The 13,046-nt window shown below is 70.2% G+C and carries 10 protein-coding genes; 3 read left to right on the forward strand and 7 right to left on the reverse strand.

Translation table 11 applies throughout. The features are described from left to right. Nucleotide 1 precedes the first annotated feature (1 nt). Nucleotides 2–1,093: a serine/arginine repetitive matrix protein 1 gene (locus FBF36_RS00640; protein WP_225792403.1), complete on the reverse strand. Its 1,092-nt coding sequence runs from the start codon at nt 1,091–1,093 to the stop codon at nt 2–4. Between the two features lie 482 nt (nt 1,094–1,575). Between FBF36_RS00640 and FBF36_RS00645 the strand changes: the two genes are divergently transcribed. Further along, nucleotides 1,576–2,466: a DUF5926 family protein gene (locus FBF36_RS00645; RefSeq protein WP_009394252.1), complete on the forward strand. Its 891-nt coding sequence runs from the start codon at nt 1,576–1,578 to the stop codon at nt 2,464–2,466. A gap of 85 nt (nt 2,467–2,551) precedes the next feature. On the opposite strand, the gene FBF36_RS00650 is transcribed toward FBF36_RS00645, so the two are convergent. The 4 genes from FBF36_RS00650 to FBF36_RS00665 form a co-directional block, all read right to left on the reverse strand. Then, complete coding sequence (locus FBF36_RS00650) at nt 2,552–3,409, reverse strand: DUF817 domain-containing protein (protein WP_034491368.1); 858 nt, start codon at nt 3,407–3,409, stop codon at nt 2,552–2,554. Between the two features lie 122 nt (nt 3,410–3,531). Beyond that, nucleotides 3,532–4,281: a DNA alkylation repair protein gene (locus FBF36_RS00655; protein WP_009394248.1), complete on the reverse strand. Its 750-nt coding sequence runs from the start codon at nt 4,279–4,281 to the stop codon at nt 3,532–3,534. A gap of 3 nt (nt 4,282–4,284) precedes the next feature. Beyond that, a complete protein-coding gene (locus tag FBF36_RS00660) occupies nt 4,285–4,896 on the reverse strand; it encodes an NAD(P)H-dependent oxidoreductase (RefSeq protein WP_009394246.1) in 612 nt (203 codons plus the stop codon). Further along, on the reverse strand, nt 4,896–5,120 hold the full coding sequence (locus FBF36_RS00665) for a hypothetical protein (RefSeq protein WP_009394244.1): 225 nt from the start codon (nt 5,118–5,120) through the stop codon (nt 4,896–4,898). The genes FBF36_RS00660 and FBF36_RS00665 overlap by 1 nt, the downstream gene beginning before the upstream one ends. Nucleotides 5,121–5,883: 763 nt before the next feature. Between FBF36_RS00665 and FBF36_RS00670 the strand changes: the two genes are divergently transcribed. Together FBF36_RS00670 and FBF36_RS00675 are read left to right on the forward strand one after the other, a co-directional pair. Further along, nucleotides 5,884–7,908 carry a DUF885 domain-containing protein gene (locus FBF36_RS00670; protein ID WP_138136975.1) on the forward strand — a complete coding sequence of 675 codons (2,025 nt, stop codon included), beginning with the start codon at nt 5,884–5,886 and terminating at the stop codon, nt 7,906–7,908. Between the two features lie 670 nt (nt 7,909–8,578). After that, nucleotides 8,579–9,463: a glycosyltransferase family 2 protein gene (locus tag FBF36_RS00675; RefSeq protein WP_009397618.1), complete on the forward strand. Its 885-nt coding sequence runs from the start codon at nt 8,579–8,581 to the stop codon at nt 9,461–9,463. Here FBF36_RS00675 and FBF36_RS00680 read toward each other — a convergent pair. After that, on the reverse strand, nt 9,460–11,901 hold the full coding sequence (locus tag FBF36_RS00680) for a hypothetical protein (protein ID WP_225792404.1): 2,442 nt from the start codon (nt 11,899–11,901) through the stop codon (nt 9,460–9,462). The genes FBF36_RS00675 and FBF36_RS00680 overlap by 4 nt on opposite strands. A gap of 186 nt (nt 11,902–12,087) precedes the next feature. Then, entirely contained in the window at nt 12,088–12,990 is a 903-nt protein-coding gene (locus tag FBF36_RS00685) for a fructosamine kinase family protein (protein WP_138136977.1), read from the reverse strand. Nucleotides 12,991–13,046 lie beyond the last annotated feature (56 nt).

Raw genomic sequence — 13,046 nt, forward strand, 5'->3', positions numbered from 1 at the left:
TTCAGCTCGGCGTGTACCCAACGATTTCAGATCCCTGAATTCCTACCATGAGTCCTGAGTCGCCCAAGCTCGTGATGATGTGTGATGAGGAAGTAGGGGGTGTGATGACGTGCGCGGTCTGCGTATCGATGACAAGGGATGTTCTGTCGTTCACCTCTTGATCTACGCCGCCTATTCTGTAGGTTGAGACGGCCAGAACTTGTTGATCGCTGGACAGGTTCCAGTGGATCTGGAGCTCGCCTCGTGCTGGCGCGTAGACGAAGGAGCGCTCGAATGGAAGGGTTATTGGGCTTCCATTGAATGTGCACGCGTTTTTCGTGGTGCATTCGATGACGTATTTTGCCCAGGACGTGTCTCCTGATTCGTAGGCCTTCTGGAACTGTTCCAGAGTCGGGATCCCGGACTCAGAGATGAGAAGTGGAGCGGTGCTTCCCGATAGAGTAAACGATCCAATACGCTCCCCCTGGAGGGAGTAGGTCTCGGCGGTGTCAGATTTTTTAGGGATGCGGACCCATCCGTCTCGGGCCGGTATGTAGTCGGCTTCTGCGCCAGGAGTGATTTCATTGAAAAGTGTGGTGATCGTTCCATCTGCGAGGTTCATGATGCCAGTACTGTTGGACTGCAGGCTGTGTCCTTCTGGCTGAGATAGATGGACGAGGGGGCTTGGTGTGGAACCGTCTCCCGCGACCCCGAAGGCGACAGGTTCAACTTGCTGGTCGTATTGACGCTCCCAGCGCTGTTTTGGCGCTCCATTATTCCACTCCCAGGCAGCACAGTGGTTGGTGTGTTCATACATGTTGCACGTGAGGGCGAGCTCGGAGGACATGACGTAGGGTAAGTCGTCGGTTGACCAGGGTGCACGTTCAATGGTTCCATTGATGGGGTTAAGAAGTTCATACCTGAGAACCATGTGACCTCCCCACCAGGGATTGCCACCCCAGGCATCGGCGCTCTTAGATGGTACTTTCCATATTTCTTTTAGCTGATTGCCTTCGAGGTGATATCCCGTCAAGCCCACAGGAGTGTCCTTCGGGGCTGATTCAACAACAAAATATTTTCCGCATCTTGAGACGTGTGGATAGCTGATCTGCATGTTTTGGGTGGTGTCCGTTGTCAAGCGCCATGCTTCGCGCCACGTCGCCCCGGCCGGAGGACGCGTGTCGGTGGAGGGACCGCAGGAGATGGTCTCGTTCGTCTCGGCCGGCGCCTGCCAGGTTGAGAAGGCCGGCGCCTTCGGCTCGGTGAGCGAGGAGGCCATGACGGGGCCCTGTCGTGCCCACGCCTGGGCGATGGACAGGGACGCGGTCACCATGATGAGGACGAGCGCGGCGGTGAGTGAACGACTTCGGAAGATCGTTCGAGCAAGACGCACACACAGGTGCCGAAGGTTCGCCGCACTGAATCGCATGGGGATAGCATTCACTACTTCTCGCGGCGTCGTTGTCGTTCTGCCTGTGATGTGACGGCAGGGCGATGGGGAGAGCTGCCGTGAACCGCGAGTGAACAGCGCCATGGGGCGGCGACGGGCCGTCGTCGGCCTGGGAGGGGTGCGATGCGGCCGGTAGGCTGGCGGGCATGTCGAAGAAGAAGCGCCACGGGCGCCGTCCGGCCGCCGCGTCGGCCAAGCCCCGCAAGCAGAGCATCGAGTTCGTCGCCCGCCCCTTCGCCGGTCTGCCGGCCGAGGAGGACCTCGTGGCGATGGCCCAGATCATCCCGGCCGCCACGGCCACCGTGCGCCTGACCGAGGAGTACGGCGGCCATCAGGTCCAGCTCGTCACGCTCCTTCCCGAGTTCGTTCAGGGGCTCAAGCGCTCCGACGGCGAGGTCCTCGTGGCCATGCAGACCTCCATGCACTCCGGGGACGCCTCCCGCGACGTCGCCGCCGCCGTCCTGGCGACTCTTGAGCTGCCCGAGGGGCAGGCCCTGCGCACCGACGGACTGCCTGAGCCTGGTCCGCGCCTCCAGGACATCCTCGACACCAGCGAGCCGCCGGTGGTCTCCGTGCGCGAGACCTTCGACTTCTGGGTCGACCCCCAGGCCGGTGCCGGTGACGCGCAGGCCCGCCAGGTCATTGAGGAGGCCATCGAGCGCGCCAAGGAGGAGATCGCCCCGACCCGGCCTGTTCCCGGCGTCGAGCACGCCTACTGGTGCCGGCTGGGTACCAAGGAGTTCGTGCGCTGGGCGCGCGGGGAGGACGAGGACGAGTTCTTCAACGCCTTCGCCCGCATCCACGCCGCGCGCGAGTCCGACCTGGAGGAGGGGGCGCGCTTCGTCGGCGCCTTCCGGGCCAACGGCCTGGCCATCCCGGTGTGGGAGCTGGTCCCGGGTACGGAGGCCGAGGAGCTCACCAAGCCGCTGCAGGCCATGGGTAAGCGCCTGGACGCCGCACTGGCCGATTCCAGCCCCCTGAGCCCTGAGGTCCGCCGCGCCAAGGCAGGCATCATCTCCCGCCAGGTCAACCTCTGACCCTTTTTCGCCGAGCCGGGCACTCTTCTCGCAGCCCTACGGAACTTCTGTTGGGCACCGCGAAGAACGCCCGGCTCGGCGTTGCTCAGGTCTCGGCGATGCGCAGGCGCCGGCGGGTCACGCGCGGCAGGCCGCGTCCGTAGAGGGTGCCCTCCTTCGCCTTGACTGCGGCGACGAGCACGAAGCTGAGCGAGATGAGCAGCGCCCAGCTGCCGAACTTGCCGGCGTGCACCAGGTGCCAGCCGTCGGCCTGGTCGGGGTAGCGCCAGGCGCTCAACGCCGTGGCCAGGTTCTCCGCCAGCCAGAGGAATCCCCCGATGAGGATGAAGGCCACCGTCGTCGGCATCCAGTAGCGGTCCCCGCCGACAGTGAAGTGGACGGCGCTTCCCCACAAGGCGATGAGGAAACCGGCGGCGATCACCCAGCGCAGGTCGACGATGACGTGGTGGGTGAAGAAGTTGAGGTAGGCGGCCACGGCCAGCAGACTCACCGGCCACCACCGAAAGCCTCCCACGTGCAGGTCGAGGCGCCGGAAGGCCTGGCAGATGTAGGAGCCGACGGAGGCGTACATGAATCCGGAGAAGACCGGCACCCCGCCGATGCGCACCGCCCCCGCGTCCGGATAGGCCCAGGAGCCGGTGCGGACCTTGAACACCTCCAGCGCCAGCCCGATGAGGTGGAATGTGCAGATGACGCCGAGCTCGCGCCAGGTCTCCTGCTTCAGGGCCACGAAGGCGATCTGCACCACGACGACGTAGATCAGCAGGGCGTCGTAGCGGGCGATCGGAGGATCCGTATGGCTCCAGATCAGGGCGCTGACCGCGAGCCCGACGAAGATGGCGATGGCGAAGGCACAGCAGGCCAGCTCCAGGAGGGCGAACTGGACCAGGCGGCGGGGGAGCAGACGCCATCGGCTCAACGGAAGGCGCGTGGTTTCAGGCACCACCGAAGTATGCCGTACCTCCACGGTCCTACTGACGGACGGGGGCATTCCCCCCAGAACCCACCACCCACGTGACTACTGGGAGGGCGGTCCTGACCGGACTCGACGACCTCTGGCCGCTGTCACCGCCGGATCGAGCGCAGTGCTCGCTTGATGATCCGTTCAGTGGCCGGGGTGGGCGACTCCTCCTGCCAGCGCCCGCAGAGCTCCATGGCCCAGGTGGGCTGGGTCTTGGCGGCGTCGTTGACCCAGTTCGCCACGGAGTCCTGCACATAGTGGGAGGAGTCGGCACGCAGCGGCTCGAGCAGCGGAAGGCCCCGTTCGGGCTCCTTCTTGAGTGCGGGGATGTGCCGTGCCCACACGCCGCGTGGACGCAGCGCCTCACTGGCGAAGCGCCGAATGCGCTCCGAGGGGTCCGAGGTCCATGGCCGCAGCGCGCGGATCGCCTCGTCGAGCTGGGGCACCAGGTGCGGACGCACTGCCATCCATGACCACTCGCGCACTCCGAAGTGCGGGTCGTCCGCAGCCGGTCGTGCCAGGGCCAACAGCGTGTCGACGTCGGCGTCCTTCTCCTGAGCGACCAGGGCGAAGACTGCCCAGCCCCGGACTGTGTCCGCCGGGTGGTCAGTGAGATCCAAGCAGGCGGAGCGACCCAGGTGCGCAGACAGCGCTTCGCCCATGGCCTGCATGCGGGCCAGGATGCCGAGCGAGTCGGCGTGCCTGGCCGCCTCCACCAGCTCCTCGGGCGCCTCCGGCACCACCTGCGTCAGAAGCGTGGAGTGGCTGATGGCTAGGACCTCTGCCAGGTTTCGGGACTCGTCTCGTCCCGAGTTCAGTTCGGCCAGGCGCTCTGCGGTGATGCTGGGGCTCATGCGTCACTTCACCACGAGCCGGGCCACGCGCTTGAGGTGCTTCTTGTGCTGGCGTCGGCTGACCTTGCCCACCTTGCCGAAGTTGACCCAGGTCCGCCCGTGCATGCCCACCTGCTTGATGGCGGCGCCCAGGAACACCGAGCCGACGTAGTTGCCGCAGAACCGGCGCAGGAACCAGGTCGGGGCGGTCGAGGTCGTGAGCACCAGGACCTGTTTGATGTGGGTGAGGTGCCCTTTCACCCCGGAGGCCGTGGGGTGGTACGCCCAGTTCTGCTTCATGACCTTGTCGACGAAGCCCTTGACGATGGAGGGCACTTCGCTCCACCAGATCGGGCAGATGACAATGATGCGCGAGGCCCCCTCGATGAGCTTCTGGTAGTGGCTCACGAGCGGGTCCAGCGTGCCGCCCTCCGTGAACAGGGCCAGCTCCTCAGCGGGCATGCGCGGGTCGAAGCCGTCGGCGTAGAGATCGACGACGTCGTAGGGCCTGCCCGCCTTGTCCAGGGCGGAGGTGGCGGCCTCGAGTATGGCGTGGTTGAAGGAGCCGTCGTAGGGGTGGGCGTAGACGATGAGAGTGCGGTCGCCGGTCTTCTTGAGGGTCTTCTTGGCTGTCATCAGCTGTCTCCAATCGTGACGATGGTGCGCAGGGCTGCGCGGATGAAGGCGGCGTCGGCGGTGGTGGCGCCGACGGCGATGAGCTGGGTGTAGCCCTGCAGGCAGGACCACACTAGGAGATGAAGCGGCGTCGGGTCGCTTCCTCGTTGCGCGCACTGAAGCTCCACCTCACCGCTGGTCGGTGCCAACAGCGGGTGCACGTCGAGGAGGATGGGGTGGGACATGGTTGCGCACACGTGGCACTCGCTGTCAATGACGAGTGACCACGATGTGGTCGGATCGGGCCTGGCCGATGTGGCTCGAAGGCGGGGGCCACCTGCCTGTGAGCGCTGCCAACGGCGGCAGCGCGGCGAAGTCGGAGAGTCACCGAGATGCCTCTGACCTGCGCGCATATCGGTACGGGTGAACCGTGGCCGCAGATCCTTGACACCGTCGGCACGGCGTCATTGAATCGTGTCACGTCCATCACCGCAGGACGACAGCACGACGAACACCTCGCGCCGGGGCGGCCCGGCCCGTCCAGGATGAGAGGAGCACTGATGACTCGTACCGTTTGCGGCTCCGCGCCGCGGTCGACGGCCGTGCGCGTCAACCTGCTGCGTCCTTGTTCATCGGTCGGTCGGCGCCATCGATGCCTCTCGACCGCTATCCAGTAGCCACCCGCTGATCTCCGGCCTCCGCCTTCGGGTGACCGCGCCGATCAGAGGGGGTGGGTCGCGGCTCCCCGCGTCCGCTACGTCCGCTACTGAGGGACCGGCCCGGGCTCGTCACCGAGTCTCGCACCTCGGGATCAGACCAGCACCAGTTCCCATCCGCGTCCGCCGCCTTCCCGCGGGGTGGGACGCCCTCCGATTCATCCACTTCTTTTCGCTGTCAGATCCATGATGCCTATGGACCTTTGTTTCGGTTCCTGGCACCCTGGTGAGACGGCAATGTCGCCGCCGGGCCCGCACGCCATGCGGCGAGTGAAGCGAAAGGCCTGTTGTCATGACCGATGACCCCTCGAACCACTCTCCATCCGGACCCGCTGTACCTCCGACCGTCTCCCGCACGCAGGACGCCCCCACCGGTGCAGCGGACGTCACACCTGCGTCCGTCACCAGCCCGGTGAGCACCGGGCCACCCGAGCGGCCGCCAGTCCACCCGCAGCACCCGAGCTCAGGAACCTGGCGAGCCGTCCGCACGGCCGGTGCCCCCTTGAGCGTGCGTGAGGTCGAGGCGGCGGCCTCCGGGGCGCCCGCCGCTCACACCTCCGCCCAGGCCGCCACCCGCTCCTCGGTCCGCTCACCTTCCGAGACCGCGGCTGCCAGCGTCGTCCTGCGCGATCTTGCCGACGAGTACGCCCAGCTCCTGTGCGCCCACGATCCCGAGGCGGCCGCCCGCACCGGCCTGCCCGGCGGAGCCATCCTGCCCGACTACTCGCCCGCGGGACTGTCCGAGCGCCTCAGTGCCGAGCGCTCCCTGCGTCACCGCGTGGCCGCCGTCGACCGCTCGACCGGCTCCGACGAGCTTCTGCGCCGCCACCTCCTGGAGCGTCTGGAGACCTCCATCCAGTTCATCTCCGCCGGGGAGGAGGGAGGCAACCTCGGTTTCCTCTCCTCGCCGTTCCAGCAGATCGCCCGCCAGCTGCGCCGGCCCCCCGAGACCCCCGACCGCGCCGGCTCCGACGAGGCGGACCTCGCCGAGGCCGAGGCCAAGTGGGAGGACGCCTGGAACCTCCACCGCACCCGCCTGGAGGCGCTGCCCGCCGCCCTGGAGGGGCTGGCCGCCTCCCTGGCCGCCTCGGCCGAGACCGGTGCGATCGCCCCGCTCAGCCAGGTCGACGTCGTCGCCGGGCAGGCGCGCGACCTCGCCCGACGCCGGACCCGGGGACTGCCCGAGGACCTGCCGGCCACCCTGCACGTACAGCTCCAGGAGGCGGACATCGTCGCCCGCCGCGCTGCGCTGGACTTCGCCTCGCACCTGCGCACGACGCTCTCGCCGCGGGCGCCCCAGGCCGAGGGGGTCGGCCCTCAGCGCCACGCCCTGTGGATGCGCCGCGTCCTGGGTACCCGGGTGGACCCCGAGGAGACCTACGCCTGGGCCACCGAGGAGCTGGGGCGGGTCATCGCCGAGCAGGACGCCATCGCCGTCGACGTCCTGGGGGCCGGCGCCGATGCCGGCAGCCTCAACCGGCACCTGCGCGCCGACCCGACCCACGCCCTGCGCCCGGAGGACTACACGACCTGGGCGCAGGAGGTCGCCGACGAGGCCTGGGACGCCGTTGTCGGCCGGTTCCTCGACCCGCCCGACGGCCTGGGCCGCCCCTGGGTGCGCCTCGGGGAGCTCGGAGACGGCGCCGTCCACTACGAGGAGCCGCGCGGTACCGGCGGGGAGCGCCGGCCCGGCATCGTCATGCGCTCCCTGGCCGACGGCGAGCAGCTGGTGTGGCCGTGGATGGAGCGCACCACGGTCCTGCACGAGTCGGTCCCGGGCCACCACGTCCACGTCGGTGCGCACGCCACCAGCACGCGCCTGACCGCCTGGCAGCGCTACCTGGGGTCCGTCCCCGGATGCGACGAGGGCTGGGGCCTGTACGCCGAGTCCCTCGCCGACGAGCTCGGGCTCATGCCCACGCCCGAGGACCGCTTCGGCCGTTTGGCGGCCCGCCGCTGGCGCCTGGCCCGGGTCCTCGTGGACCTGGGCGTCCACTCCCGGATCCCCGTGCCCGATGATGTCGCGGCCCTCCCGGGAGCCGGCCGCGAGTGGAACCGGGCGACCGTCACCGCCGTGCTGCGCCACCACACCGTGATCTCCGAAGGGCGCCTGCGCTTCGAGGTCTCCCGGCACCTGGGGTGGCCGGCCCAGCCGCTGGCCTACGCAGTGGGTGAGCGGGTCTGGCGGGCCGGTCGGCGCAGCGCCCAGGCGCAGGCCCGAGCCGAGGGTGGTGAGCTGGACCTGCGCGCCTTCCACAACCGGGGCATCGACCTGGGCAGCGTGGGGCTCGATCTGCTCGCAAGCGCCTTGCACTGACCTGCACGAAGGATGCAGAGGCGGAGCAGCGGGGGCCGGCCGTTCGTCGGCCGGCCCCCGGGGTTGCCCGTGGGCCGGTCATGTCTCCGTTGCGCCCGACGGGATCTGTCGGAGGCGGGCGCGCCGCGACGTGAATGCTCTGCTTCCTGCATCGATGAGCCGGGGTGGCGAGTGCTGCGGCTGGGCGGTTCGCGTTGAGGGCCAAGGCGTGCCGGGGCGGCAGGGGAGTCGCCCCGGCACACGGAAGGACGCGAAATGCGCCGGCGGAACCCGGCTCCGTTGACGGGCTCCTTACCTCCACTGTGCCACGAGAACCGGGTGTGACATGCCGAAACGGGCAACTTTAGCGCCTGAATGAGGAAATGTGATTCATTGCAGCAAGATTTCTCAGTTTCTCCGGGGACCGTGGTCCTATGATGAAGGTTTGACACAAAATCACTGAAGAAAGGCTGGGGGTGGTTGCCTTCCTGCTGCCTCACACCGGCGTGTCGCTGTGGCTGGCGAGAGGTGCTCAGGGTGTCGCCGGCGCGCGTCCACTGCGCGGGGAGCCTGAAGAATCCGCGCCCCGTAGGACGAAAGCAGAGAACTTGACGGGCCTCACAAGACGGGCGCGCGGTAACGGGGCGCTCAGGTATCGGCTGGAGGCCGGGAGTCTGGATACCCTGGGGGCGTGAGTTCCAACAAGCGGCCCGACCAGCGCGTTGCCGTGGTCATCCCTGCCAAGGATGAGGCTGAGCGCATCGCCACCACTGTGCGGGCCTGCCGCTCCATTCCGCGGGTGGACCTCGTCATCGTCGTCGACGACGGCTCGACCGATGGAACTCAGGACCACGCCCGCGCCGCCGGCGCCGTGACGGTCCGCCACTCCGTCTCGCGCGGGAAGGCCTCCGCCATGGAGACCGGGGCCTCCGTCGTCGCCATGCGCGACTACTCCGACGGTCCCGCCCGGCTGCTGATGTTCATCGACGCCGACCTGGGGGACTCGGCCGCCTCCTGCGCCGAGCTGGTGCCCCCGGTCGTCGACGGCGTCGCCGACATGTCCATCGCGGTGCCCCCCAAGCAGTCCGGGGCCGGTGGCCGCGGCCGGGTCGTGCGCGCCGCCAGGCGGGCCATCTCACTGGCCACCGGGTGGCTGCCGGTGGCGCCGCTGTCCGGTCAGCGATGTCTGACCCGTGAGGCCTACGAGAAGGCGGTGCCCCTGGCCGACGGCTGGGGGGTGGAGGTCGGTCTGACCATCGACGTCCTCGTGGCCGGACTCGCCGTCATCGAGGTCCCCTGCGACATCACGCACCGCATCACCGGTAACGACCGGGCCGGCACGATGCACCGGGCCTCCCAGTACAAGGACGTCCTGCGGGCCGTGACCCGGCGCAAGCTGCGCCGCCACCGCGTGCCGCGCGCCTCCTTCGAGAAGGCGGCCGCCGAGCAGGACCACTTCTTCACCTACCGCGCCGTGCCGCAGCCCCCCAAGGCCGACGACGACGTCGAGGCTGCGGACAAGCCGCACGATACTGACGGCTCGCAGGCGGCTGCCTCGGAGACGGCCGAGCGCTAGCGCGCCGGCTCTCTCCCGGACAGCATCAGCGCCAGCAGGGCGGGGGCGGCGGCTGCCAGGATGAAGCCGGCCATCGTGACGCCGGAGTCGTTGACCAGGACGGCCACGAGGGTCAGCACCCCCAAGGACTTCAGCGCCGTCGTCCCCCATCGCCCGGACAGGGGTACTCCGCGCGTGGGGGGACAGGAATCCGGTCCCTCAGCGTGGACCATGTCCCCGTGGGCGGCGGGGGCGAGCCAGGCGTAGGGGCTTGTGCCGGAGCGCCAGGCCCCCACCTGGCGGCGCCCCCACCACAGGGCCGCGGCCGCGAGGGCCGCGGTGCAGGCCAGGGCGATCGCCGTGAGCGGCCTCGTGATGAAGGGGCCGACCAGTGCGTACGCCTTGCGCCCCAGCACGCCGGCGGCCGAGCCGTCGGCCACCTGACGGGCGAAGCGTCCCAGGTGCGTGGGCCCACCGGGCCGGAGAAGATCGACGACGGCGAACCCGCTCACCACCAGGACTGTTGCGGTCCCGATGCCCAGCCAGCGCCGCCAGCTCAGGCGCAGGCCCGCCAGGCCCGCACCGAGGAAGGCCAGCGTCGGCACCAGCGTCAGGGCGCCGCCCACGTCCGCGCCCAGCTGCGGGGCGCCATCAACGATCAACGCCGCCCCGCCCAGCAGGGCCGTCACCAGCAGCGCGGTCCGCCGGCCGCCGCCCAGCGCCACCCAGGCGCCGGCGATGACGACGACGAGCGCGCCGGCCACCAGCGCGAAGGCCGTATTCGACACCCCGTAGAAACGGCCCGCCACCACCGCGTTCATTCCCAGCGGGCTGTTGAAGGCCAGGGAGGCGCCCGCAGCGGCGTCGACCAGCCAGGCCAGCGGGATCGCCACCGCCACCAGCAGCGCCGTCAGGCTCGCCCCGCTCATGGACGGGGACGACAAGGCGGGAGCGGGACTGCCGGCCTCGTCCGGTTGCGGCTCGGCCGAGGCCTCCCCCCGCGCGGAGGGGGTATCGGGGGATCCGACCGGCTCAGCGGTGGCCGTGGCGCAGAGTGCTGAGGGCGACGGACTCGGTGAGGTGGCAGGGAGGGGCCGCCTGTGCCGCCGCGCCAGGGCCGCGATACCGGCGGCCAGTCCCGCAATCCCGGCCGCGACCAGCGCGGCTGCAGCCATGGCGACGACCGAGGCCCACCCCGAGGGGGAACCGGCCCGGGCCCCCACGCGCCACCATGGGACAGCATTGACCAGCAGCAACGCCGTCGGCAGGGCGCTGAGGTAGACGGCCACCCGGGTGACCCGGCGGCGGAGGGGCTCACGCCGGCTCGCCCCCGGGTCGCGCAGCGCGACGGCCGCCCAGACCAGGAGCGCCACGGTCAGCCCCATGAGCAGGGCGCCGGCCGGCATCACTGTGGCCTGAGAGGCGCGGGCGTGCAGGGCGTCGTCGGCGAGCCGCGAGATGCGGGCGTCCCCAGTGGCCGCGCCAGCGGCGGCTGTTGCGGTGCCCGCGCGGCCGGTCTCGGGCAGCGTGAGCGCCCGACCGTCGAAGGCCGGGTCGTGGCGGCCGGCCAGGGCGGACACGAGAGTCGGGGTGAGGTCGGTCAGCTGGGCCAGGCCCGGCTGGTGCGTGGAGTCGCCGATGACGAGGCCGTCGGAGGTGCCTCGCGCACTGGTCGTACCCGCGGGCAGGACCGCCATCTGCGGGCCGGGGGCCTCGTCGTCGGCCAGGGAGGCGATGACGAGGCGGGTGCCGGGACGCGCCTGCTCCTGGACCGTGCGCAGGGCGTCGTCGAGGGCGGTGATCCGCTCGGCGTCGGTGGAGGCGTCCCGGGCGGTGTCGACCATCGTGAGGTCCGCGCCGGCGGCCAGGGCCTCGGCCACCGAAGGGGTCAAGGGGGCGGGCCTGTTCGCTGAGCCCCCCGGTGCTCCCATGGCCAGCTGCGTGCCGGGGCCGACGGTCTGGATCGAGACGTCATGCCCGAGCGCCCCGACCAGGGGGGTGTCGCGAGGGATCGCGGCAGTGGGGCCGGCGCAGGAAGCAGCCGGTTCGATGGCGCTCGCGCGCTTGCCCCGGCCCAGGGTGAGCCAGGCGTCGGCCGGGCAGGTGCGGTCCGCCGGAGTGCGCACGGACAGATTCATCGGCTCGCCCCGGGAGGCGAAGGCCAGCAGGCGGGCGGCCGCCGAGCCGACGCCGGGAGAGCCGGAGTCCCCACCGACGCCGTCATGGGAGGCCTGTTCCCGCAGGTCCGCCCAGGTGAGATTGTTCGTCCCCAGGACGATCACCGGCGCCGGCCGCGAGGACGAGGCGGCATCGGAGGCCGGCTGGGGCGCCGACACCGTTGGAGCCGCGGTGGCCAGCGTCGGACCCACCACCGCCAGGATCATGCCGATGACCACCAGCAGCACGAGGACGTACACGACCGCGCGCACCAGGCGCTGTTGACGTCGTCGAGGTCTCACCCGGCCAGCCTACGGGGCCTCGTAGCCCGAAAAGTGTCCAGATGGGACGACTTTGACGTCGTCTCTGCTGGTCGACGCGCAGGCAAATTGCTTTGACCAGCACAAACGCGGACGGCTCTTCTCCTAGCCGGTTTCAAAGTCGTCCCAGGCGGACAAAATGGGTGCGATGTCCTGGCCGGCATCGGCTCACAGGTACTGGCGGGCCACGGCGACCGCCTCCCCGCCATAGCCCCCACCGAAGAGGAAGGCGTGAATCATGATGATGTGCCAGGAGTGGAGGCCCACCCGCTCGCGCCAGCCCTCCGCCAGCGGCGAGACCTCGTGGTAGGCCGCGTAGATGCGATCCAGGTAGCGCTGCCCGAACACGCCCAGGGCCGCCAGGTCGGTCTCGGCGTGCGCGCCCTGCGCCATCGGGTCGATGAGCACGCCGACCACCGTCGGCCCGTCAACCGTCTCGGGGGCGGACACCTGCGGCCCGAGCCCGGCCCGGGACGGCGCCCACTGGGCGGCCTCGTCGGCCGGGGTCCACAGGACATTGCCGCACCACAGGTCCCCGTGCGTGCGGGCCACCGCGACCCGTGCGCCGCGCTCGCGGGCACCGGCGCGCACCAGGGCCGGCTGGTCGGTGTCGAAGTCTCCGTCGCGCAGCCGCTCACACAGCCGTTCGACGACGCGGGCCCCACCCACACTGATCGAGCCGTTGTCCCGACTGGGCTGCAGGTAGGGCAGGATCCGGTCCTCGGCGTAGAACTCGCCCCAGCGGCGCGGCTCGCCCTCCTCCGCGGCGTGCGGCCGCAGCCGGATGTCCGAGCGGCCCATCTGCGCCCGGCCGTCCCAGCCGGGAGGCGCCGCCCCGAAGGCCGGGGCACCCGCCGCGTGGGTGACGGCCAGCGCCCGGCCGAAGGCCTCCGCCCCGGCCGGGGTCACGCCGGTCGTCGTCAGCCGCGGCTCCTCCAGCCAGCCCGGACCGCTGGTCACCGGCACCACGTGCGCCCCGCCGTCGGCCATCGCCTCGGCGAGCCAGGTCAGGCCCTGGGCCTCCAGGGCGGTGGAGACCGGGCCGTCGTCGTGCTTGCGGAAAACACTCATGGCTCCAGCCTGCCAGGCCCGCCGCCGTCGCGGGAGGGCTCCCGTGTTCCACGGAG

The sequence above is a fragment of the Actinomyces sp. oral taxon 171 str. F0337 genome (genome assembly GCF_005696555.1).
GTDB classification, from domain to species: Bacteria; Actinomycetota; Actinomycetes; order Actinomycetales; family Actinomycetaceae; genus Actinomyces; species Actinomyces oris_E.

Coding starts and splice junctions, on each gene's coding strand:
- FBF36_RS00640 (WP_225792403.1), bottom strand. CDS start 1,093: ATGCAGATCAGCTATCCACACGTCTCAAGATGCGGAAAATATTTTGTT.
- FBF36_RS00645 (WP_009394252.1), top strand. CDS start 1,576: ATGTCGAAGAAGAAGCGCCACGGGCGCCGTCCGGCCGCCGCGTCGGCC.
- FBF36_RS00655 (WP_009394248.1), bottom strand. CDS start 4,281: ATGAGCCCCAGCATCACCGCAGAGCGCCTGGCCGAACTGAACTCGGGA.
- FBF36_RS00660 (WP_009394246.1), bottom strand. CDS start 4,896: ATGACAGCCAAGAAGACCCTCAAGAAGACCGGCGACCGCACTCTCATC.
- FBF36_RS00665 (WP_009394244.1), bottom strand. CDS start 5,120: ATGTCCCACCCCATCCTCCTCGACGTGCACCCGCTGTTGGCACCGACC.
- FBF36_RS00670 (WP_138136975.1), top strand. CDS start 5,884: ATGACCGATGACCCCTCGAACCACTCTCCATCCGGACCCGCTGTACCT.
- FBF36_RS00685 (WP_138136977.1), bottom strand. CDS start 12,990: ATGAGTGTTTTCCGCAAGCACGACGACGGCCCGGTCTCCACCGCCCTG.